General features: G+C 67.7%; 20 protein-coding genes. 9 read left to right on the top strand and 11 right to left on the bottom strand.

Going from position 1 to position 22,583, the window contains the following annotated elements; translation table 11 throughout:
- Window positions 1-11 precede the first annotated feature (11 nt).
- The 6 genes from E6C72_RS32165 to fdhD all read right to left on the bottom strand — a co-directional run bounded on the left by E6C72_RS32165 (window position 12) and on the right by fdhD (window position 3,899).
- Window positions 12-263 (bottom strand): formate dehydrogenase, encoded by a 252-nt coding sequence (locus tag E6C72_RS32165; RefSeq protein WP_247875866.1) that lies wholly within the window; start codon window positions 261-263, stop codon window positions 12-14.
- A gap of 17 nt (window positions 264-280) precedes the next feature.
- Window positions 281-907: a molecular chaperone gene (locus tag E6C72_RS07640; RefSeq protein ID WP_109087221.1), complete on the bottom strand. Its 627-nt coding sequence runs from the start codon at window positions 905-907 to the stop codon at window positions 281-283.
- 458 nt (window positions 908-1,365) lie between these two features.
- The gene (locus tag E6C72_RS07635; RefSeq protein ID WP_109087222.1) at window positions 1,366-1,887 is read right to left on the bottom strand and encodes a DUF3306 domain-containing protein; all 522 of its coding nucleotides are present in this window, start codon (window positions 1,885-1,887) and stop codon (window positions 1,366-1,368) included.
- Window positions 1,884-2,393 carry a DUF3305 domain-containing protein gene (locus tag E6C72_RS07630; RefSeq protein ID WP_109087223.1) on the bottom strand — a complete coding sequence of 170 codons (510 nt, stop codon included), beginning with the start codon at window positions 2,391-2,393 and terminating at the stop codon, window positions 1,884-1,886. Before E6C72_RS07630 ends, E6C72_RS07635 begins: the two co-directional genes overlap by 4 nt.
- Window positions 2,390-3,028, bottom strand: a complete 639-nt coding sequence (mobA, locus tag E6C72_RS07625; RefSeq protein WP_109087224.1) for a molybdenum cofactor guanylyltransferase MobA — start codon at window positions 3,026-3,028, stop codon at window positions 2,390-2,392. Before mobA ends, E6C72_RS07630 begins: the two co-directional genes overlap by 4 nt.
- Entirely contained in the window at window positions 3,018-3,899 is an 882-nt protein-coding gene (gene fdhD, locus E6C72_RS07620) for a formate dehydrogenase accessory sulfurtransferase FdhD (RefSeq protein WP_109087244.1), read from the bottom strand. The genes mobA and fdhD overlap by 11 nt, the downstream gene beginning before the upstream one ends.
- An 86-nt stretch (window positions 3,900-3,985) precedes the next feature.
- Between fdhD and E6C72_RS07615 the strand changes: the two genes are divergently transcribed.
- Both E6C72_RS07615 and E6C72_RS07610 read left to right on the top strand, forming a co-directional pair.
- Window positions 3,986-4,684, top strand: coding sequence for an ABC transporter permease (locus tag E6C72_RS07615; protein ID WP_109087225.1), 699 nt, complete (start codon window positions 3,986-3,988; stop codon window positions 4,682-4,684).
- 110 nt (window positions 4,685-4,794) lie between these two features.
- On the top strand, window positions 4,795-5,652 hold the full coding sequence (locus E6C72_RS07610; protein ID WP_199228823.1) for a substrate-binding domain-containing protein: 858 nt from the start codon (window positions 4,795-4,797) through the stop codon (window positions 5,650-5,652).
- A gap of 7 nt (window positions 5,653-5,659) precedes the next feature.
- Here E6C72_RS07610 and E6C72_RS07605 read toward each other — a convergent pair whose 3' ends face one another.
- Window positions 5,660-7,570: a methyl-accepting chemotaxis protein gene (locus E6C72_RS07605; protein ID WP_109087226.1), complete on the bottom strand. Its 1,911-nt coding sequence runs from the start codon at window positions 7,568-7,570 to the stop codon at window positions 5,660-5,662.
- Window positions 7,571-7,913: 343 nt separating this feature from the next.
- On the opposite strand from E6C72_RS07605, the gene E6C72_RS07600 reads away from it, so the two are divergent.
- The 3 genes from E6C72_RS07600 to E6C72_RS07590 all read left to right on the top strand — a co-directional run bounded on the left by E6C72_RS07600 (window position 7,914) and on the right by E6C72_RS07590 (window position 12,274).
- On the top strand, window positions 7,914-9,980 hold the full coding sequence (locus E6C72_RS07600; RefSeq protein WP_109087227.1) for a 4Fe-4S dicluster domain-containing protein: 2,067 nt from the start codon (window positions 7,914-7,916) through the stop codon (window positions 9,978-9,980).
- 133 nt (window positions 9,981-10,113) lie between these two features.
- A complete protein-coding gene (gene moaA, locus E6C72_RS07595; protein WP_109087228.1) occupies window positions 10,114-11,154 on the top strand; it encodes a GTP 3',8-cyclase MoaA in 1,041 nt (346 codons plus the stop codon).
- 7 nt (window positions 11,155-11,161) lie between these two features.
- Window positions 11,162-12,274 (top strand): CaiB/BaiF CoA-transferase family protein, encoded by a 1,113-nt coding sequence (locus tag E6C72_RS07590; protein WP_109087229.1) that lies wholly within the window; start codon window positions 11,162-11,164, stop codon window positions 12,272-12,274.
- 3 nt (window positions 12,275-12,277) lie between these two features.
- Here E6C72_RS07590 and E6C72_RS07585 read toward each other — a convergent pair whose 3' ends face one another.
- Window positions 12,278-13,441 (bottom strand): GNAT family N-acetyltransferase, encoded by a 1,164-nt coding sequence (locus E6C72_RS07585; protein ID WP_109087230.1) that lies wholly within the window; start codon window positions 13,439-13,441, stop codon window positions 12,278-12,280.
- A gap of 95 nt (window positions 13,442-13,536) precedes the next feature.
- Window positions 13,537-14,004, bottom strand: a complete 468-nt coding sequence (locus tag E6C72_RS07580; protein ID WP_109087231.1) for a RidA family protein — start codon at window positions 14,002-14,004, stop codon at window positions 13,537-13,539.
- Window positions 14,005-14,369: 365 nt separating this feature from the next.
- Here E6C72_RS07580 and E6C72_RS07575 point away from each other — a divergent pair, with 365 nt between their 5' ends.
- Complete coding sequence (locus tag E6C72_RS07575) at window positions 14,370-16,235, top strand: flagellin (RefSeq protein ID WP_136700694.1); 1,866 nt, start codon at window positions 14,370-14,372, stop codon at window positions 16,233-16,235.
- A gap of 105 nt (window positions 16,236-16,340) precedes the next feature.
- Here E6C72_RS07575 and E6C72_RS07570 read toward each other — a convergent pair whose 3' ends face one another.
- Complete coding sequence (locus tag E6C72_RS07570; RefSeq protein ID WP_247875910.1) at window positions 16,341-17,963, bottom strand: S10 family peptidase; 1,623 nt, start codon at window positions 17,961-17,963, stop codon at window positions 16,341-16,343.
- A gap of 270 nt (window positions 17,964-18,233) precedes the next feature.
- Here E6C72_RS07570 and E6C72_RS07565 point away from each other — a divergent pair, with 270 nt between their 5' ends.
- The 3 genes from E6C72_RS07565 (at window position 18,234) to E6C72_RS07555 (ending at window position 21,327) form a co-directional block, all read left to right on the top strand.
- Window positions 18,234-19,886: a methyl-accepting chemotaxis protein gene (locus E6C72_RS07565; protein WP_247875909.1), complete on the top strand. Its 1,653-nt coding sequence runs from the start codon at window positions 18,234-18,236 to the stop codon at window positions 19,884-19,886.
- A gap of 148 nt (window positions 19,887-20,034) precedes the next feature.
- Window positions 20,035-20,532: a bacteriohemerythrin gene (locus E6C72_RS07560; protein ID WP_109442756.1), complete on the top strand. Its 498-nt coding sequence runs from the start codon at window positions 20,035-20,037 to the stop codon at window positions 20,530-20,532.
- 111 nt (window positions 20,533-20,643) lie between these two features.
- Complete coding sequence (locus tag E6C72_RS07555) at window positions 20,644-21,327, top strand: orotate phosphoribosyltransferase (RefSeq protein WP_014247028.1); 684 nt, start codon at window positions 20,644-20,646, stop codon at window positions 21,325-21,327.
- A gap of 41 nt (window positions 21,328-21,368) precedes the next feature.
- Here the strand turns inward: E6C72_RS07555 and E6C72_RS07550 are convergent, their stop codons facing one another.
- The gene (locus E6C72_RS07550; RefSeq protein ID WP_247875908.1) at window positions 21,369-22,472 is read right to left on the bottom strand and encodes an FkbM family methyltransferase; all 1,104 of its coding nucleotides are present in this window, start codon (window positions 22,470-22,472) and stop codon (window positions 21,369-21,371) included.
- Between the last annotated feature and the right edge of the window lie 111 nt (window positions 22,473-22,583).

The raw sequence follows: 22,583 nt of genomic DNA, 5'->3' as shown, positions 1-22,583 counted from the left end.
GGGCGTTCCTCTTAGAAGCGGCTGACTTCGTAGACCTTCCGGACATGGTCGGTCTCGCGGTAGCCCGTGGAGGTCGTCTCAGCCGGGGCGGCCTCGGCCGCGCCACCGGTGGCGGTCACGCCGGCGGCGACGGCGCCGAGCGCGCCAGCCCCGAGACCGGCGACGCGGAACAGGTCGCGCCGGGCGAGCCCCTTGTCCTTGCTCTGCGTATCCCTGCCCTGTTTGACTGCTTCATCCGTGGCTTTGACCGCGTTCCGCGTCATGGCTTCGCTCCTCACCTTCAGGCCGCAAGGTCGAAGGCGCGCGCCTCGACCGCCAGAAAACCCAGTCCGACCGCACCGACCGCCCGATAGAAGCGGGCCGACGGCGAGGTCTCCAAATCCGCGAAGAACCGCCCGGCCCAGGAGCCGACGTGGCGATCGAAAAATGTCCGCTGTCCGTCGAGGCCAACGATGCCGTCCTCCTCCGGCGCGAATTCGCCGCCGATCAGGCCGGCCATCATCTCGCACAGGGCGGCGATGTGGTCTTCCGGTTCCGACACGTCGTCGGCACGGGCGATGCCCAGCCGCGCCATGTCGGCGCGCAGCTCCGCCAGCGGCTTCTCGTTCAGGAAACCGGTCAGGTAGAAGGACCCGTAGGGGGTGCGCTCGCTGCCACCGACACCGATGAAGAGGGTGGTGAATTCCTCTTCCACCGCCGCCGGGTCGCTGCCGCGCGCCGCGTCGGCCAGCCGGTCGAGCGCCGCACCGAACTCGCCGCCCTCCCCAGCCAGCTCGCCCAGCGCGCTCAGGAACGCCGCATCGGGCGCACGCGCGAGCAGGCGCGCCAGCAGAGCATAGACCTGCGCACGGAACAGCTCCTCCTCCGCGATCGCGGGGGGCACGGTGTGATCGACGGCAATGGACACGCGCCGCTAACTCCTCCCGGACACACAAGGCGGGGTGTCGGCGTCTGCGGTCCCGCCGCGCGCCGTTCTTTTTGGAACCGGTCCATCACCCCTTTTGATGCACCTGCGAAAAGCTGTTGCCTTACAGTGGCTTAGCAATTCACGGATAGATAATAAAAGGACTGAACCTATCCCTTTGTCAACTAAGGACGCGCCCGGAAGTGAGGGCAAATGAAACTTTATCACGGCGCTATGCTCGCGCTAACAGAGCGGTCCTTAATTTTGAGGGGGTCTAAATTGGCGCGGCGATCCGTCGCATTTTGAAAGTGATTTTGCGAGGGAGTGCGCTGGAGGAAAGCCCCCTCCCCCCGGGGGGAGTGGATTGGGGTGAGGGGGATGTATGGGATGAAAGAGGCGGGAGGTGGGAATTGTGCGCGGATCGACAAGGTCTAGCCTCGCTTTCCCTCACCCCAACCCTCTCACCCGGGGGGAGAGGGGATTGGCGGTTGGGGAGAGGGGGTGTCGCTTACCTCGGAAACCTCGGCGTCAGCCGTGGGCGGAGCCTCAAGGCCCCCCTCCGCCACCTCGTCGAGCGTGTCGAGGAAGCCCTTGCCGACTCGGTAGAGCGTCTTCACCGGCACCCCGCCGGTAAACAGGCTGGCATAGTCGTCGGCGTAGTCCTTCAGCCCGTCGTCATTGGCATAGATCGGGTCGGAGGTCCAAAGCTTGCGCAGGGCCTGGCGGTGCAGATCCTCCGGCACCTCGGCGCGCAGGAAGGGGGTGAAGTCGGACTCGCCGGTCAGTTCCTCGACCGGAGGCAGGTCCTTCAGCGGGTCTTCGGCTTCCGGCGGGATGGCATCGGCCGGGCTGTCCTCGGCCACGGGGACCGGAAGCTCCGCGGCCTCTTCGCCGGCCGGAGGAAGATCGGCAGGCACCGGCTCCGGCTTGACCGCCGTGCGTTTCAGGCGCGACCAGCGCGACAGGAAGGCTTCGCCGCTCACCGCTTCCGATCCTCCTTCTCGAAGTGGCGCTTGCGCTCGCGCTTGTGGAAGGGAACGTCGACATGGTGCTGCTCGACGAAATCGCGGACCAGCGCGATCACCTCCGGCGGCATCGGCACCGTCTCCACCACATCGGCGCCGACCTGATAGCCTTCACCTTCATGGGCGGACGCGGTGACCGTGAAAGGCACCAGTTCCTCGCCATCCGGACCGGGGCGCATCACCACCCAAAGCCGCGGCGGATCCTGCGACAGGTTCAGGCGATAGCCCTCGGTGTCGGTGCGGAACAGTTCCAGCGTCAGGGTAGCCGCATGGCTGTGGGTCCAGCCTTCGCCCTCCATCAGCAGGCGGCCGGGCGGCTCGACCGGGCCGGCACCAGGAATGACCGACATCGGGCGCCAACTCCAGTCGGCCCAGGCGGTGACGCCGCGCCGACGCTCCACCACGATGCCGAGCGGCATGGTCTCGATACGCTCAAGGGATTGGGTAACGGGCGGTTCCGTCATGACGCATGTCCCGACGCCAGCAGGCGTTCCGCCTCGGCCAGATCCTCCGGCCGGTTGGTGTTGAAGAAGGGATCGACAGGGTCTATGGCGAATTCGGCGACGGCCAGCCGGTAACGGGCGGTCCAGGCATCGACCTTGCGGACGCCCTGCTCCACCATGGCGCGGCGCAGGTCGCCGGCCAGACGGATCGGCCACAGCCCGAAGACCGGGTGGTCCTGCCCGCCGGACCGGGCGCAGGCGAGGTCGGCGCCCTCATGCTCCAGCGCCGCCACCATGCGGGTGACGAGGTCGCGCGGGATGAACGGCGCATCGGTGGCGAAGCTGGCAACCCAGCCGATGCCGGGAGCGGTGCCGCGCAGCCACTCCATGCCGGTCAGTACGCCGGCGAGCGGCCCGGCATAGCCTTCCACCACGTCGGCCGCCACCGGCAGGTGGAGATGGGCGAAGCGGGCGGGGTCGCCATTGGCGTTCAGCACCAGCGGGCCGACCTGCGGCCGGACGGTGGCGACGATGCGTTCCAGGATGCTGCGGTCGCCGAGCGGGCGCAGGCACTTGTCGCCGCCGCCCATCCGGCGCGACAGGCCGCCGGCCAGCAGAACGCCGCCAATATCCGGGTGAGCTGAGTCAATCGTCATCGCGGCTTCCCTTGCGTCCATGCCGGCGATCCTCCTCGTCGGCGCCCGCGGCGTCGGCGTCGAACACCAGCCGGTCTGTGCCGGCCAGCGCGATGAAGCGCTTGCCCTTGGCCCGGCCGACCAGCGTCAGGTTGGCCTGCCGCGCCAGCTGCACGCCCCAGGCGGTGAAGCCGGAGCGCGAGACCAGGATCGGAATGCCCATCTGCACCGTCTTGATGACCATCTCGGATGTCAGGCGGCCGGTGGTGTAGAAAATCTTGTCGCCGGCGGAAACGCCGTTCAGGTGCATGTAGCCGGCGACCTTGTCCACCGCGTTGTGGCGGCCGACATCCTCCATGTAGACCAGCGGCCGGTCCTGCTGGCACAGCACGCAGCCATGGATGGCGCCGGCCTCCAGATACAGGCTGGGCTGCAGGTTGATCTGCTTCGACAGCGCGTAGATCCACGAGGTGCGGAGCCGCACATCGGCCGGCAGGCTGACGGACTCGAAGGTCTCCATCACGTCGCCGAAGGCGGTGCCCTGGGCGCAGCCGGAGGTCAGCGTCTTCTTCTTCAGCTTGGCTTCGTAGTCGGTCGCGCGTTCGGTGCGGACGACGACGGTGTCCGTCTCCTCGTCCACGTCGATGCCGGTGATGCGGTCGTCGCGCCGCAGCATGTTCTGGTTCAGCAGATAGCCGACCGCCAGACAGTCAGGATAATCGCCGATCGTCATCATGGTGACGATCTCCTGCCCGTTCAGGTACAGGGTCAACGGCCGCTCGACCGTCACGGCCGTCTCGATCTCGCGGCCGTCCTGGTCCAGGCCGCGCACGCGCTCGGTCAGCTTGGGGTTGGCCGGATCCGGCGCTATGGTGAAGGTCTTCAGGCTCATGGTCGGGCTCATGCGCGCGAGTGTGGGCGAGCGGCGTCCTTCGGACAAGCCCCCGCCGGAGCGATTCGAGAAGTGATTTGGACCTTATGCAGGATTTTTCCCAAGCCCTGGCCGTTGCTTTTTCCATGATCCTGTCGATGGACGACGGTCTGATGCGGATCATCGGCCTGTCGCTGCGCGTCAGCCTGTCCGCCGTGGCCATCGCCACGCTGATCGGCCTGCCGCTGGGTGCCGCCGTCGCGGCGCTCAGCTTTCCCGGCCGCCGCGCCGTCGCCATCGCGCTGAACACGATGATGGGGCTGCCGCCGGTGGTGGTCGGGCTGGTGGTCTATCTGCTGCTGTCGCGCTCCGGCCCCTTCGGCGTGCTGGGGCTGCTGTTCACCCCGACGGCGATGATCGTCGCCCAGACGGTGATGATCGTGCCCATCGTCGCCTCGCTCGCCCGCCAGACGGTGGAGGATCTGCTGGTCGACTATGACGACCTGCTGCGCGTCACCGGTGCCGGTCCGGTCCGCCGGCTGGCCACCCTGCTGGCGGAGGCGCGCTGGAGCCTCGTCACCACCGTGCTGGCCGGCTTCGGCCGCGCCTCGGCGGAGGTCGGGGCGGTGATGATCGTCGGCGGCAACATCGAACATGTGACCCGCGTCATGACCACCGCCATCGCGCTGGAGACCAGCAAGGGCGACCTGCCGATGGCGCTGGGGCTGGGCATGGTGCTGATGACGCTGTCGCTGACGGTCAATCTCGCCGCGTCGCTGCTGACGGAGACGGCCGCCAAAGCCTGAGCGGGCGGACAGCCTGCGACCGAGTGGACGGACGCTCGGCAAGCCTTTGCAACGCCGGCCCGACTGCGATATGCCAATCGGGTAACAACGCATGTGGGAGGAATTGAGGGATGCTGCGCCGTTCATTCGTGCTTGGCGTGCTGGGCTGTGCCGCCGCGGCCCTGGTCGCTCTGGTAGAAGCCGCCGCCCCGTCCGCCGCGCTGGCCGCCGACCGCTTCATCACGGTCGCCTCCACCACCTCGACCGAGGATTCGGGCCTGTTCGGCTCGCTCCTGCCGAAATTCACCGCCAGGACGGGGATCGAGGTGCGGGTCGTCGCCAAGGGCACCGGGCAGGCCATCGACCTCGCCAAGCGCGGCGACGCCGACGTGCTGTTCGTCCACCACAAGCCATCGGAGGAGAAGTTCGTCGCCGAAGGCTTCTCCACCGTGCGCAAGCCGGTGATGTACAACGATTTCGTCATCGTCGGCCCCGCCAGCGACCCGGCCGGCGTCAAGGGCAGCAAGGACGTCGCCCAGTCGCTGTCGAAGATCGCGGGGGCCAAGGCGCCCTTCGTGTCGCGCGGCGACGACAGCGGCACGCACAAGGCCGAACTCGCCCTGTGGAAGACCGCCAACCTCGACCCGGCCAAGGCGGACGGGGGCTGGTACCGCTCGATCGGCCAGGGCATGGGCCCGACGCTGAACACCGCCGCCGCGATGAACGGCTATGCCCTGACCGACCGCGGCACCTGGCTGAACTTCAAGAACCGCGGCCCGCTGACGGTGCTGGTGGAGGGGGATAAGCGCCTGTTCAACCAATACGGCGTGATGCTGGTCAACCCGGCCAAGTTCCCCCACGTCAAGGCGGCCGACGGGCAGGCTTTCGTCGACTGGCTGGTCTCGGCCGACGGGCAGAAGGCGATCGCCGACTACCAGATCAACGGTGAACAGCTGTTCTTCCCCAACGCCAACGAGCCGGGGGCGTAAGCTCCCCTCACCCCGCGCGGATCGTCCGGATGAAGCGGTCCACCTCCTGCGACAGGCCTTCCGTGTCGCGATAGAGCGCGGTGGCGGCCTCCATCACCTCCTGCGCCGCCGAGCCGGTGCCATCGGCGGTGCGCTGGACGCCACCGATGCTGGTGGCGATGTCCTGGGTGCCTCCCGCCGCCTGCTGGACATTGCGGGCGATCTCGCGCATCGCCGCATCCTGCTCCTCGATGGCGGAGGCGGCGCCGGTGGCGATGCTGTTGATTTCGCCGATGGTGCGGTCGATCTCGCCGATGGAGTCGACCGCTCCGCCGGTCGCCTGCTGCATGGCGGAGATCTGGGCGGCGATCTCCTCGGTCGCCCTGGCGGTCTGGCTGGCGAGGTTCTTCACCTCCTGCGCGACGACGGCGAAGCCCTTGCCCGCCTCGCCCGCCCGTGCCGCCTCGATGGTGGCGTTCAGCGCCAGCAGGTTGGTCTGGCCGGCGATGGAGGAAATCAGGGTGATGACCTCCCCGATGCGCTGGGCCTGATCGGACAGGGCGCGGATGCTGCCATTCGTCGTCTGGGCGCAGTCGGCCGCCCGCTGGGCGATGGCCGCCGATTCGGCGATCTGCCGGGTCAGGTCACCGATGGACGCCGCCATCTGCTGCGAGGAGGCGGCGACCGTCTGCACATTGGCGGAGGTCTGTTCCGTCGCCGCGGCGACCGAGGTGGCGCGGCTGCGGCCATCCTCCGCCATCGCCGACAGTGAGCGGGCGCTGTCCTGCATCCGGCCGGCCGAGGCCGACAGTTGCGCCACCACGCCGCGCATCGCCGTCTCGAAACGGTCGGCCAGCTCGTGCGTCTGGCGCTTGCGCTCCGCTTCGTTGCGCTCCTTCTGCGCCTCCTGTTCCGCCTGCATGCGGCGCAGTTCGGCTCCGTTGTCGCGGAAGACCAGAAGCGCCTGCGCCATCTCGCCGATCTCGTCGCGGCGGCGGGCCCCGTCCACCGCCACCTCCAACTCGCCGCCGGCGATGCGCTGCATCGACCGGGTCAGCCGGGTCACCGACCCGGCGATCGAACCGCCGACCAGCAGCGCCCCGGCCAGACCCAGCACGCCAACCACGGCCAGCGACATCCAGGTGATCTGCTTGACCTGATCGCGGATCGCGGAATAGCTCGCCTCCGCCGCCGCCCGTTCCGCCTTCTGCCGCTCTTCCACCTCCAGCAGCACCGGCTCCAGCCGGCCATAGCTGTCCGACAGTTTGCGGACCTCGCCCGTCATATCCAGCACAGCACGTGCCAGTTCGGTGAAGTCACGGCGGTAGGTCTCGATGGCGGCGCGGACCGGCGCCCGGTCGATCTCCGGCACCGGCGCCCCATCGAGAGCCGTCAGGAAGGCGGCGACCGACGCGGTGAAGCTGTCGATATATTTGCCGTCGACCCGCGCCAGGAAGTCCTTCTCGTGCCGACGCATCATCAGCAGGCCGGCCATCAGCCGCGGATCGTCATACCGGGCCAGCGCCGACTCGACCGAATGGACGGCACCGCGCAAGGTCCCGAGCAGCCCCTTGTTCTCGTCCAGGCCGATGCGGGTCTGGCGGTCCGCCACCTCGGCGAACTGCCGGCCATAATCGGCTAGCTCCGCCCGCGCCTTTCCAAGCCGGTCGGCGCCGACGCCCGGCGGGAGAGCGGCGGCCAGCCCGTCCAGGGTCCGCTGCATCTCCGCCACCAGGGCGGCATGGCGGGCCGGCAATTCGCCGTCGCGGCGCAGCAGGAAGTCCTTCTCGACCCGCCGGCCGTTCAGCAGCTGGATGCGCAGGGTCTTCAGCGTTTCAGTGCGTGTCACCGCCTGCTCGGCAAGTTGCCGAACGGCATCCTGCTTGGAGCTTTCGACATAGAATACCAAGCCCAGGAGAGCCAGTCCGAGGACGCTCACGATACTGATGAGGCTGATTTGCGTCCTCATCCTGAAGAAACTGAGCGCGTTCCCCATGGGCACACCTTTTCGGCTGAGGCGTCATATCCATTCCCGCTGCCGAGACCCATACACACATCATCCAGGCATTAAAATTAACGAATTGTAACGTTTTTGTTCGGAGGCATTACCATATTTTCAGAACGGATATTTCATAATCCTTGCCATCGATGACCTCGCGCCTTCGCTACAGGGGGTTGGGGCCGACCCTGACAAGATTCCCATTCCCATCGCGCCGCATTCCCCCATATGAGTGTCCTCAGGCCAGGGGCGTCAGCCCCAAGCGACAGGAGTTTTGGGGACGATGAAGATCGGCGAACGGACGGTGCTCGTCTGCGACTGTGCGCACAGCATCGCGCTGGATGGGACGGCGCTGGGCAAGGCGTGCGGCGACGGCAACGCCGCCACCATGTCCGCCACCGTGCACACCCAGCTGTGCCGGGCGCAGCTCGACCGCTTCGAGGCGGCGGTCGCCACCGGCCAGCCGCTGCTGGTCGCCTGCACCCAGGAAGCGCCGCTCTTCAGCGAGATCGCGGCGGAGGTGGCGCCCGAAACCGTCCTGACCTTCACCAACATCCGCGAGCGCGCCGGCTGGTCGGACGAAGGTGGCCAGGCGCTGCCCAAGATCGCGGCGCTGCTGGCCGAGGCCGCCCTGCCGATCCCGCCGACCGGCGCCTTGACCCTGACCTCCCAGGGCACCTGTCTGGTCTATGGCAACGACGAGCGCGCCATCGAGGCCGGCCGGGAACTGGCCAAGCGGCTGGACGTCACCATCCTGCTGACCAGCGCCAGGGACATCCCGCCGCCGCCGGTGATGGACGTCGCGATCTTCCGCGGCCGTATCCGCACCGCCCGCGGCTGGGTCGGCGCCTTCGAGATCGTGGTGGACGACTACGCCCCGGCCCTGCCCTCCTCGCGCGGGGCGCTGGGATTTGAGCCGGTGCGTCAGGGGGCGTCGGCCCGCTGCGACCTGATCCTCGACCTGACCGGCGGCACGCCGCTGTTCCCCGATCACAAGCGCCGCGACGGCTATCTGCGTCCCGACCCGAACAGCCCGGCCCAGGTCGCCAAGGCCCTGCTGGACATCGCCGATCTGGTCGGCGAGTTCGAGAAGCCGCGCTTCGTCGACTTCAAGGCCGACCTCTGTGCCCATTCGCGCAGCCGCAAGACAGGCTGCACCCGCTGCCTGGACGTCTGCCCGACCGGGGCGGTCACGCCGAACGGTGACCATGTCGCCATCGACCCGCATGTCTGCGCCGGCTGCGGCTCCTGCGCCGCGGTCTGCCCGACCGGGGCCGCGACCTATGCCCTGCCGCCGGCAGCCACGGTGTACGAGCGGCTGCGCACGCTGCTGTCCACCTACGGCAAGGCGGGCGGTGCGGCGCCGGCGCTGCTGATCCACGACCCGCGCCATGGCGACGCTCTGGTCGGCATGATGGCCCGCCATGGCCGCGGCCTGCCGGCCCGCGTGCTGCCCTTCGCGCTGAACGAGGTGACGCAGGTCGGCTTCGACCTGTTCGCGCTGGCGCTGGCCTATGGCTGCACCCATGTCCGCGTGCTGACCGGGCCGGAGAATGAGGGGGAGACCGCCGGCCTCGCCTCGCAGATCGGGCTGGCGGAGGCCGCCTTCAGCGGGCTCGGCTACGGCTCCGGCCGTGTCGCGGTGATCGACGCCGCCGACCCCGACGCGGTGGCCGACGAGCTGTGGGCGCTCCCTGCCGACGCCCTCGAAGCGGGGATGTTCCTGCCGATGGGACCGAAGCGCACGGTGACCATGCTGGCCTTGCGCCACCTGCACAAGACCGCCCCCGCTCCGGTAGAGGTCCTGCCGCTGCCGCCGGGTGCCCCGTTCGGCCGGGTGTCGGTGGATTTGGCCGGCTGCACGCTCTGCCTGTCCTGCGTCGGCGCCTGCCCGACCGGGGCGCTGCTGGACAATGCCGACAAGCCGATGCTGTCCTTCGCCCAGGACGCCTGCGTGCAGTGCGGCCTGTGCAAGACCACCTGCCCGGAGAAGGTCATCTCCCTGGTGCCGGAGATCGACTTCCGCGATCAGGCCCGCGGTGCCGTGGTGGTGAAGGAGGAGGAGCCCTTCTGCTGCGTGTCCTGCGGCAAGCCCTTCGCCACCAAATCCTCGATCGAGAAGATCGTGACGACGCTGGCCGGCAAGCATTGGATGTTCGCCACGCCGGAGGCGGCCAACCGCATCCGCATGTGCGAGGACTGCCGCGTCCGCGACCAGTTCGAGCGCGGGAACGAGCCCTTCGCCCTGGGCCAGCGGCCGGTGCCGCGCACCACCGACGACGACCTGCGTGAACGCGAGGAAGCCCAGCGGGACGCACAACTTGCGGCCGTGCGGCAAAAGCTGACGTGACGCGGAGACCTCTTGATCGGCGTCAAAGTCGGCATACCGTGATGTGGAATACGGTCCCGCCACCGTTGCACATCGTGCGTGTGGCGAACATATACTGTGGCGGCCTGTCAGCGGCCGCCCGTGGAGTCCAGTGATGACCAACCCAGTGTCCGAAACCTTGCCGTCAGCCGCCACCGCACCGCTGATCGATCCGTTCGGCCGCAAGGTGGAGTATCTGCGCGTCTCGGTCACCGACCGCTGCGACCTTCGCTGCGTCTACTGCATGGCGGAGGACATGAGCTTCCTGCCGAAGGCGGAGGTGCTGACGCTGGAGGAACTGGACCGGCTGTGCAGCGCCTTCGTGAAGCTGGGCACGCGCAAGCTGCGGCTGACCGGCGGTGAACCGCTGGTGCGGCGCGATGTGATGCGGCTGATCCACTCGCTGGGCCGCCACATCAAATCGGGCGACCTGGACGAGCTGACGCTGACCACCAACGGCACCATGCTGTTCAAGCATGCCGCCGGGCTGTATGAGGCCGGGGTGCGACGGATCAACGTCTCGCTCGATACGCTCGACCCGCACAAGTTCCAGGCCATCACCCGCTGGGGCAAGCTGGACAAGATCCTGGGCGGAATCCAGGCGGCCAAGGAAGCCGGGCTGAAGATCAAGATCAACACTGTGGCGCTGAAGGGCGTCAACGACGACGAGATCCACCGTATGGTGGCTTGGTGCGGCGAGCAGGGCTTCGACCTGACCTTCATCGAGGTGATGCCGATGGGCGACATCGGCGAGGGCGCCCGGCTCGACCAATATTGGCCGCTGACCATGCTGAAGGCCGAATTGCAGACGCGCTGGACCCTGACCGAGAGCGACCACCGCACCGGCGGTCCCGCCCGCTATGTCAGGGTGGAGGAAACCGGCCAGCGCGTCGGCTTCATCACGCCGCTGACGCACAATTTCTGCGAAAGCTGCAACCGCGTGCGGCTGACCTGCACCGGCACGCTGTACATGTGCCTGGGCCAGGAGGACGCCGCCGACCTGCGCACGCCGCTGCGCGTCAGCGACGAGGACGGTCCGCTGATCGATGCGGTGCGCGAGGCGATCACCCGCAAGCCGAAGGGCCACGACTTCATCATCGACCGCCGCCACCAGGGGCCGGCCGTCGGCCGGCATATGAGCGTCACCGGGGGCTGACCACGCCATGCCCCTTCCCTTCCTGTCCGGACTGCGGATCATCGACCTTGGGCAATATCTGCCCGGCCCCTATGCGGCGCAGCTTCTCGGCGACCTCGGCGCCACGGTGGTGAAGGTGGAGCCGCCGACCGGCGACCCGTTGCGCCGGCTCGGGCCAACCGACAGCGACGGCACCACCGCCGCCTACAAGCTGCTGAACGCCGGCAAGACCGTCGTCCGCATCGACCTGAAATCGGCCGAGGGGCGCGCGGCGCTGGAAGGGCTGCTGGCGAAGGCCGACGCGCTGATCGAAAGCTACCGGCCGGGCGTGATGGACAAGCTCGGGCTTGGCCGCGAACGGCTGCGACAGATCAATCCGCGGCTGGTCCATGCCAGCCTGTCGGGCTGGGGCTATGACGGTCCCTATGCGACACGGGCCGGGCACGACCTGAACTATATGGCGGTCGGCGGCGGGCTGGACGCATCCGGACTGCCGGAACGGCCGGTCATCAGCTATCTGCCGGTCGCCGACTTCGCCTCGGCCCAGCAGACGGCCCTGGCGGTGGCGGGCGCGCTGCTGGGGCGCGAGCGGACCGGTCAGGGCTGCTTCCTCGACCTGTCGATCATGGAATCGGTGCTGGGCTGGCAAGGCATGACCCTGACCGCGGCGGCCCGCGGTACCCTGCCGAAGCGGGGCGAGGCGCTGCTGTCGGGCGGCGCCGCCTGCTACCGCATCTACCGCACCGCTGACGAGCGCTTCATCACCCTGTCGGCGCTGGAGGTCAAATTCTGGCAGGGCTTCTGCGAGGCGGTGGGCCGTCCCGACTGGATCGCCCGGCAGGAGGATCCCCTGCCCCAGACCGAACTGACGGCCGAACTGGACTCCCTGTTCGCAAGCCGGACGCAGGCAGAGTGGAAGGAATTGCTCGACCCGGTCGATTGCTGTTTCGAGGCTCTGCCGGAACTGGCGGAGGTCCACGCCCATCCGCACGTCGCCGCCCGCGGACAGGTCCGCGTCACGCCGGAGCCGGAACCACTGGTCGAGACGCTGATGGGCCTTCGCGTCGACGGGGCCCCGCCGCCGGCACGCGCGTCCTTGCTGGAAAGCGACGCCGCGGCGGTGCTGGCCGGCTGGGCGTAACGTTCAGCCCTCCCGCCGATAGGGCGACAGTTCCTCGTCCAGCGCTTCAATCTCCGCCTCCACCGCCGGACGTTCCTGCTCCAGATAGCGTTCCACCGCACGGCGGAAGCCGGGATCGGCGATCCAGTGGGCGCTGTAGGTCGGCACCGGCAGATAACCGCGCTGGATCTTGTGCTCACCCTGGGCGCCGGCCTCGACCCGCGCCAGCCCGCGTTCGATGGCGAAATCCAGCGCCCGGTAATAGCACGCCTCGAAATGCAGGAAGCGGTAGCTGCCGTCCGAACCCCAGTTGCGGCCGTACAGCGCATCGTCGCCCAGCAGATTCAGCGCGCCGGCAACCCACTCCCCGCCGTCCTCGCACATAACCAAGACCACCCGGTCGGCCATGGTCCGGCCCAGCAGGTCGAAGAAACGGCGGTTGAGATAGCCGCCGCCCCATTTGCGGTCGGCGGTGTCCAGATAGAAGCGGTGGAAGGCATCCCAATGCTCCGGCTTCAGGTCGTCGCCGGTCAGGGTGTGCAGGCGGACGCCGCTCTCCGCAACCTGCCGACGCTCCTTGCGGATCGCCTTGCGCTTGCGGGAGTTCAGCGCCTCCAGAAACGCATCGAAGCTGTCATAGCCATGGTTGTGCCAGTGGTACTGCACGCCCAGCCGCCGCAGCCAGCCTGCCTGCCCCAGCCGGTCCCAGTCGCCGCGTTCCGGAAAGGTGACATGGGCGGAGGAGACGCCGTAACGCTCCGCCACCTGCTCCAGCGCGCCGACCAGGGCATCGGCCACCGCGTCGGCGCGCGGCCCCGGCGCCACCAGCAGGCGCGGCCCCGGCACCGGGGTGAAGGGCACCGCCACCTGAAGCTTGGGGTAATAGCTGCCGCCCGCCCGCTCATAGGCATTGGCCCAGGCGTGGTCGAACACATACTCGCCGTAGGAATGGCTTTTCAGATAGGCCGGCACCGCGCCGACCAGGCGGCCGGACCCGTCATAGGCGGCGAGATGGCTTGGCTGCCAGCCGGATTTGCCGGTTGCCGAGCCCGACTCCTCCAGCGCCAGCAGGAAGGCGTGGGAGAGAAAGGGGTTGCCGGCACCGGCGCAGGCGTCCCAGCCCTGCTGGTCCGCCTCGCCGATCCCGGTCAGGACCTTTACGGTGATGGCATCGTTGCCGTCGGGCATGCATGCGTCTCCTTGAACGATGGCAAGGAGGTAGGCCTCATGCCGCAGGACAGCAAGACGCCGTCACCGCCACAATTCACTCAGGCGTCATTGGCTCAGGCGACTTCCAGGATCGCGTCGATCTCGACCGCGACGTTGCCGGGCAGCGACGGGGCGCCGACGGCGGCGCGGGCATGCTGGCCGGCCTCGCCGAACACGTCGCGCATCAGCTCCGACGCGCCGTTGATCACCAGCGGATGGTCGTGGAAGTCGGGGCCGGCGTTGACGAAGCCGCCCAGCCGCAGCACGCGGGTGACGCGGTCGAGGTCGCCGCCCAGCGCGGCCTTGGCCTGGGCCAGGATGTTCAGAGCGCACAAACGCGCAGCGTCCTTGCCCTGTTCGACCGTAAAGTCCTGGCCGACCTTGCCGACGAACTTTCGCTCGCCGTTCCAGACCGTCACCTGGCCGGAGATGTAAAGGGTGTTGCCCGAACGGGTGTAGGGCACATAGGCGGCCACCGGGGCGGCGGCCTGCGGCAACTCGATGCCCAGCTCCGCCAGGCGCGCGTCGATCCGACCGGTCATGATGCTTCTCCCTTCCCTGCTTTGGCCCGTGCAAGGCCATGCGTTCGATGTATGGGACGTGGTTTGGAGCCCGACCATAGCCGTGCCTGCCGGGTGGTGGGAAGATTCTTGCCGCCCGGCATACCGGCAGAACCGTCCGTCAGCGGCAAAAGATTCCGGGAAAGTTTTTCGGAGACCGAGCCGGAGGGCATCGGCCCACCCCTGCCCTTTTTGCCGACCTATTTTTATTCCACAGCAAAATCATACACTTATGGCACGCCGAGGCAGTTGGCACGGCGCTTGAAAGAGTGGTGTCAGGAAAACGCACGTTGCCTCGCCGGTCAAATGACCAGGGGCGGGGACAGCCTCAGAAGGAGACTAGGACCATGGCCGGAAATGTGACCCTGACCGCCTCGATGCGCACCAACCTGCTGCAGCTGCAGAGCACGCAGTCGCAGATCGACAAGAAGCAGAACATCCTGTCGACGGGTAACAAGATCAATTCGGCTCTGGATGGTCCCACCTCCTTCTTCGCCGCCAAGGGTCTGAACCAGCGCGCCGGCGACCTGTCCTCGCTGAAGGACGCGATGGGCCAGTCGATCAGCACCATCCAGGCCGCCGACAAGGGCCTGACCTCGATCGACTCGCTGGTCGACCAGGCCAAGGGCCTGACCACCGCCGCCTACGCCGCACTGGGCAACGACGCCGCCTCCATCTCCACCCGCAAGGCACTGGCCGCCCAGTTCAACACGCTGAAGGACCAGATCGACAAGCTGGCCGGTGACAGCGGCTATCAGGGCAAGAACCTGATCGCCGGCAACGGCATGAGCATGGACAGCACCAGCGCGTCCCGTGCCGCCGTCAACACCATCACCGGCGTCGACAACGCCCGCGTCACCAACGTCATCTCGTCGGACACCTACGCCGTTCGCATCAAGGGCGACGGCTCGATCGAAGGCAAGACCGCCGACATCTCCAAGACGGAAAACGCGCACGGCTTCGTCGGCCTGAAGCTGTCGGGCACGATGTCCGGTACGCTGGGCAGCTTCTCCGACGTCCAGATCGAGGTGCGCGGCGCCAACGGCCGCAGCCGCGACTTCATCGTGACGGACGGTGACGAGAGCCGCACGATCTCCTACTTCGACAACACCCAGACCATCGAAGCGAAACTGACGACGGCCGCCGCGACGGGCGTGGCCCAGGTGTCGACGGTGAATGTCGGCGGCACGATCGAAGAAGGCGACATCTTCACCATCACGGTGGAAGGCCAGTCCTTCAGCTACACGGCGACCAAGGGTGACGTGGCCGTCGGCCAGAACGCCTCGGTCAACGTCGCCACCAATCTCCGCAACTCGATCAGCACCGCCCTGATCGGCACCGGCCGCCTGGTCGGCAAGGACGTCGCGTCCGTCTCGGTCAACGCCAGCGGCGGCACCATCACGCTCACCGGCAACAGCACCGCCGGCGCGGTGCGCGAAATGACGGTGACGACCGCCGCCACCAACGCGCTGACCAAGAAGATCTCTGAAAGCTTCGCGTCGGGCACCATCGTGTCCTTCACGGTCGACCGTCGTCTGCTGGAAGCGGCCAACAACCAGGGCAACGGTGTCTCGGTCATCGAGAAGAAGGTCGACCTGCAAATCCAGGTCACCAACTCCAACGGCGCCCAGGTCACCCGCGACGCCATGAACGATCGCGGTGATGGGAAGCTGACCGGCGGTGAACAGGCCTTCACCTTCGACAGCGGCACCGTTCGCATGGAAATCGATGCGAAGACGATCAAGAAGGCCGCTTCGGCCAACTGCTCGGCCAACATCGTCACCAAGCAGATCTCCGACGCCAACACGTCGAACGACCTGACCGTTCAGCTGAACGAGCGCAACACCAACTCGATCACCGTGACCGCGGTCAACCTGACGACCAGCGGCCAGGGCCTGCAGATGGACGCCGCCCAGAACAACTGGATGGACCGCGCCGACATCGACAAGGCGGTGGCCGGCCTGGATCACGCCAAGGCGACGATCCGCTCCGCGTCTCAGCAGCTGTCGACCAACCTGAACATCATCACGACCCGCGAGACCTTCACCAAGGAGTTCAGCGACGTGCTGACGGAAGGCGCCAGCAAGCTGACGCTGGCCGACCAGAACGAGGAAGGCGCCAGCCTGCTGATGCTGCAGACCCGCCAGCAGCTCGGCACCATCGCCCTCTCGCTGGCCAACCAGTCGCAGCAGTCGATCCTGCGTCTGTTCTGATCGGGAACGGCGATCCGACACACGGAAAGGGGCGCCCCCGCCGGGGCGCCCCTTTCCGATTCCAGAGTTGCCGCGACCGCCGGGGCCGCGACCGCCGGGCTCCGGTCAGCGTGCCCGAAGGCTTTCCGCGATCAGCGCGCGGGCATCGGCGGCCAGCGCGGCGCGGCCCTCCGCCCGCGTGTACATCATGTGGCCGCCGGGATGCACCGTCACCGAAACCCGGCCGCGCTCCCCCTCCGGCAGTTCCAGCCGGGACGCCACCCAGCGCGACGCCATATAGGGCGTGATCAGGTCGGTGCGGCCATGGACGATCAGCACCCGCAGCGCCGGCTGAAGGGTCAGCGCGGTCTGCAACGCATCGACGGCGCTCGGCACCGTCATGCGCGGCCAATCCCAGTTCCGGTTCACCCGGTCGCTGAGCAGCCGGTACGGCGACTCCGCCCGCACCGCCAGCGCATCATGGGCATAGGCGGCGAAAGCGGTGGTATAGGTCGGCACCGTTCCCTTCAAAAAAGGATCGAAGGGCAGGCGCGCCGCCCCCGGGTCGGGATCGGGCGCGGTAAAGGTGCCGTCATAGATGCTGAGGACCCGGCCGCGGTCGCGCAGAAGCTCACGGGTGAAGACACCCATGGGCACGCGCCCGCGCTGGCGCCGCACCGTCTCGACCGGCAGGCCGGTGACGCGCGCCACTTCGGCGAAGACATCCTGCGCGGCGTCGAGCCGGCCGTAATCGAGCCCGGCCAACCCGGTCAGATAGGCGCCGAGCGCGAAACGCTCCGCCGATTCGGCAGCCTGCTCCGGCGTGCCGGCGGTGCGGCCGAGTGCTGCGGCGGATGCCGCCATCGACGGCAGCTTCCAGGCCGGGCCGAGGATGCCGTCCTCGTCGATGGCGGCGAAATCGACGACGGGAGAGACCAGGATCAGGCCGTTCACGGCAAGCCCGACTTGTTCGATCAGCTCGTCCGCCATCTTGGCGATGCGGAAGCCGCCATAGCTTTCCCCGGCCAGAAAGGTCGGCGACGACCAGCGGCCATTGCGGGTCAGCCAGAGCCGGACGATCTCCGCCATCGACCGGGCGTCGCCCTCCACCGACCAGAAGCGCTTTTCCGTCTCGTCAGGCTTCACCGCGCGGCTGAAGCCGGTGCCGACCGGATCGATGAAGACCAGATCGGTGAAGGCCAGCCAGCTGTCGGGGTTGTCGACCAGCCGCGCCGGCGGCGCCGGCAGAGCACCGTCGGGACCGAAGGCGACGACCTTGGGGCCGGCGGCCCCCAGATGCATGTAGGCCGACGCCGCTCCCGGCCCGCCATTGAAGACGAAGGTGACCGGGCGCGGCCCGCCGGCCGGCGTCTTCGGATCGGCGGTATAGGTCACCGTGAAGATGCGTGCCGCCACCTCCTCCTTCACGCCGTCACGCAGCGGCAGGAACTCCGCGGTCGCGGTGTAAGCCAGCGCGCCGTCCGGCAACGGCAGACTATGCCGGGTGACGCTGCGCTGCGGATCAAAGCCCTGGAGGTCATCCTGCTTCGCCGATTCCGCCTTCCCGGCTTCCGGTTTCACGCCCTCGGATTTGCCGTGCTCCGGGCGTTCCTGTTCGGCGCTCCCGTCCGCGCCGGCGGCAATGGCGGAACCGGGGATCAGGGGCGGCATCAGCAGGGCCGGAAGCAGGGCCGTCGCCACCAGACGGGGCAGGCTGCGGGAACGGGGGCGCGCGGACAGAGGCTGCATCGGCAATTCCAACGGCGGTTTTCGGATCGGTCTCCGAGACCCGCATATTGCGGCGGGACTTCCGATCCGCAACCCGCACATTCTCCCGGAGGCGTGCGCAGTCGACCTTGCAGCGCCGACGAAAATGCACATCTTGACTAACCCGAAAGGGTAACATCTTTTGGGATAAAGTCCGTTTACCGCCCCTGTGGGCCAACTTCGACGGGATGCGCCGACATGTTCCTTCCGCGGCACGCCACGATACGCACACGTTTGTTTCTCGGTTTCGGCGTGGTCCTTGTGCTTCTGCTCAGCCTGACCGTCATCGGGGTCCGCGAGGTGCGGAAGATCGACTCCGATCTTACCCGCATCAACGACGTGAACAGCGTCAAACAGCGCTATGCCATCAATTTCCGCGGCAGCGTGCATGACCGGGCAATCGCGCTGCGCGACGTGGTTCTGACCACGGACCCGGCGATCCTGTCCCTCGTGCTGGCCGACATCGACCGGCTGTCCGCCTTCTACGAGGAGTCCGCCAAGCCGCTCGACGCGATGTTCGCCAGCATGACCGACATCGAGCCGGAAGAGCGGCAGCTGCTGGCCGGTATCAAGGAGATCGAGGCGAAGACCCTGCCGACCATCAAGTCGGTCATCGCCGCCCGCAAGGCGAACGACATGGCGGCGGCCCAGAAGGGTCTGATGCAGGACGCCCGGCCGGCTTTCAATGAATGGCTGAAACGCATCAACGCCTTCATCGACCTGCAGGAGCATAAGAACCAGACCATCGCCGCCCGGGCGCGCACCGTTGCCAAGGGGTTCCAGACGCTGATGCTGTCGCTGTGCGGAGCCGCCCTGCTGCTGGCCGCCGCCTTCGGCCTGTGGACCGTTGCGGCCCTGCGCCCGCTGCGCCGGCTGACCGACGCCATGCTGACCCTGGCGCGCGGCGACCTGACCGTTACCGTCCCGGCGTCTGACTCGAAGGACGAGATCGGGCAGATCACCGGCGCGGTCGAGGTGTTCAAGGCCAACGCCGTGGAGGCCGACACCTTCCGCCGCCGGCAGGCCGAGGCGGAACACGCCGCCGAGAAACGCAAGCGGGCCGAGATGGCGGCACTGGCCGACCGGTTCGAGAATGAGGTGAAGGGCGTGGTCGACAGCGTCGCCTCCTCCTCCACCGAGGTGCGGTCGCTCGCCCAGTCGCTGGCGACCACCGCCGACCATACCGAGAGCCAGGCGACCACCGTCGCCGCCGCGTCGGAACAGGCCTCGGTCAATGTGCAGACCGTGGCCGCCGCCGCCGAGGAGCTCGCCGCCTCCATTGCTGAGATCGGCCGACAGATCGGCGAGAGCAGCCGCAAGGCCAAGCAGGCCGCCGATCAGGCCGATGGCACCAACCGCATCGTCGACGGCCTGTCGGCCAAGGCCAACCAGATCGGCGACGTGGTGAATCTCATCAACTCGATCGCCGGGCAGACCAACCTGCTGGCGCTGAACGCGACGATCGAGGCGGCCCGCGCCGGCGAGGCCGGCAAGGGCTTCGCCGTCGTGGCGTCGGAGGTTAAGAGCCTCGCCAACCAGACCGCCAAGGCGACGGGCGACATCTCGCAGCAGATCGCGGAAATCCAGACGGCGACGGCCGATGCCGTCCAGGCGATCCAGAGCATCGCCGCCACCATCGGCGAGGTGAACGCAATCGTCGGCACCATCGCGCAGGCGGTCGACGGCCAGAACGCCGCCACCATGGAGATCGCCCGCAACGTCCAGCAGGCCGCGGCCGGCACCAACGAGGTCTCCTCCTCGATCGGCGGCGTGTTGCAGGCGGCGTCGGAAACCGGAAGCGGCGCTTCGCGTCTGCTCTCCTCCTCCGGAGAACTGTCGAAACAGGCGGAACTGCTGCACACCCAGGTCGAGCGCTTCCTCGGCAGTGTGCGCGGCAAGGTCTGAGGCCCGCAGATCCAAGGCGGCCATGCGGCAAAAGGTGGCAAGGCCCGTGCTTGCGGGCGGCGGCCGGGGACTCTAGGAGAACTCCGGCCACCGCAAATCCCGCGCGAGCCAGCCGCCGGATGCCCCTTCCGACCGTCACGGGTCCGCCATGATCGACAGCAAAAAGACCGATACCGTCGACTATGGCCGCCTTGTCTGGAGCGACGACCTCCTTCTCGGCGTCGGCGCCATCGATGAACAGCACCGCGAATGGATCGGCCTGGTCCAGGCTTTCGAACGCGCCGTCTGCGAAGGCCGGCCGGATGAGGAGATGCGCCGCACCCTCGCCGCCGCCGTTGCCTACACCGAGTCGCATTTCGCCGACGAACAGCGGGTGATGGAGGAGTCCGGCTACCCCTTCCTCGACGATCATATCGGCCAGCACCAGCTCGCCTGGGACCGGGTGCACGCCTTCGCCTCCGGCGAGGTGACGGGGGACGTGACGGACGACGAGATGCGCCGCAGCCTGGCCGAATTCCTGCCGCAGTGGCTGATGCTGCACATCAACACGGCCGATCGCCAGTTCGCCCGCTGGCTGAAGGGCACCGCCGCCCCTGGCACCCCGGCCGGCCCCGACGGACGGGTGTTCGGCGACATTCCCGTCTGATTCCACCGTCTATCGGGTCCGAGCGGGCCTACCCGCCGTTGCGAATCGCCGGAAGCGCCGCTACACAGGGGACATCCGCGCGAGCCATCCCGTTTTCCGGAGCCTTTTTCCATGTCGACCCTGCCCGATCAGGCCACCATCGCCGCCACCGCGGCCAAGATCCTGCTGGAGATCAAGGCGCTGCACTTCAACGCCGAGACGCCCTTCATCTTTACCTCGGGCTGGGCGAGCCCGGTCTATACCGACTGCCGCCGCATCGTCTCCTTCCCGCGCGCCCGCAAGGCGCTGATGGATTTCGCCGTCGCCACCATCGAGCGCGAGATCGGCTATGAGGCCATCGACGCGGTGGCGGGCGGCGAGACCGCCGGCATCCCCTTCGCCGCCTGGATCGCCGACCGGCTGGAACTGCCGATGCAGTATGTGCGCAAGAAGCCGAAGGGCTTCGGCCGCAACGCCCAGATCGAAGGCCTGCTGACCGAAGGACAGCGCGTCCTGCTGGTCGAGGATCTGGCGACCGACGGCAAGAGCAAGGAGAACTTCGTCACCGCTCTGCGCAACGGCGGCGCCCAGGTAACCGATACCTTCGTGATCTTCCACTACGGCATCTTCCCGCAGTCGAAGGTCAACATGGACGCCATCGGCGTGCGGCTGCACGCGCTGTGCACCTGGTGGGACGTGCTGAAGGTCGCCCGCGACAACCGCTATTTCGACGAGAACACCCTGTCCGAGGTCGAAAAGTTCCTGAACGACCCGGTCGGCTGGTCCTCCGCCCACGGCGGCAAGTCGAGCATGTGAGCCGGACGGGGGCGGCAGGAGCCGCCCCTTACTGCGGCCGATCAGCCGCGGCGAACGTAGAAGGCGTCGCCCCAACTGTGATGGAAGGGGCTGATCTCTTCCACCCGTTCGTAACCCTGGGCGAACAGCAGATCGTCGATGTCGGCGATGCGGCCGCAGCCCTCGTACAGCTCGGCATAATTCACCTCCACCGACACCGCATCGAAGCGGGACAGCAGCGGGCCGCAGCCGGCGAGGATCATCCGCTCCGCCCCCTGGGTATCGATCGCCAGGACATTGTAGCCGACGGCATCTAGCCTGAACTCCGCCAGTATGTCGGGCAGCGGGGCGGCCTCGACCTCGATCGTCTCGGTCAGCGTGATGCCGGGATAGATGTCCAGATGCTCCTTCGGCGGCAGGAGGGAACTGGACTGGCTGCCGCTCATCCGCGAGAAGGGCAGCCGGCCGGCACGGTCGGACACCGCGCGGTTGATGCAGGTGACGTCCGGATTGTCCCGGAATTTGGGAGCCAGCCGGGCGAAGGTGTTCGGATCGGCCTCGATGAACAGCACGCGGCGGCAGCCCGCCTCGACATAGTGCGGGTATTCCTCGCCCTCATGCGCACCGATATGGATGACCCCACGAGGGAGGATGCCGTATCGCGGGAACAGGTCGGCATAGCGGAACATCGAGGTATCGCGGGCGAACAGCCGTTTCCAATGACGCGGCGCGACCGCCAGATGGGTCGCGTCCCTGCCATCCAGGGGCGGCTGCGGGCAGAACTGCAAGTTCCGGTCGGTGAAGCGGAACAGTGAATAGCCGTGGCGCTGCAATCGCCCATAGATTGCGGGCAGGTCGCCCCCGGCTTCCATCTGATCGAACTGGATGAAGTCGATGCGGCGCAGACGCAGCATCTCGTCCGCGCCGTCGAGCATGGCCAGCGCACCACCCGCCCGGTGCAGCAGCAGCCCGTCGACATGCCGCAGACCATTCCGCCGGCACCAATCGTCGAAGGATGCGGGCACCGCCGCCGCGATCACCGTCCGCTCGGCCGCAGCCAGGACCGCGGACCAGTCCTCGGCACCCCGCCCTACCGCAACGACGGTGACCCGACCGGTCAGGAAATGCTGCAACAGGGTCTTTTCCGGCGCACCGTTCATACTCATCCACTCTCAAATTGGCAGGTCTCCCTGCGCCGTCCTTGCCGCTTTCCCAGGGATACACGACCCCAGCCCGGCCATAAAGTCGGGTCGCATGGAAAAAGACAAGCCTGCCAC

It is taken from the genome of Azospirillum sp. TSH100, assembly GCF_004923295.1.
Taxonomy (GTDB): Bacteria; Pseudomonadota; Alphaproteobacteria; order Azospirillales; family Azospirillaceae; genus Azospirillum.
The sequence above is the reverse complement of the archived record's forward strand: the minus strand, read 5'-3'. Positions and strand labels throughout refer to the sequence as shown.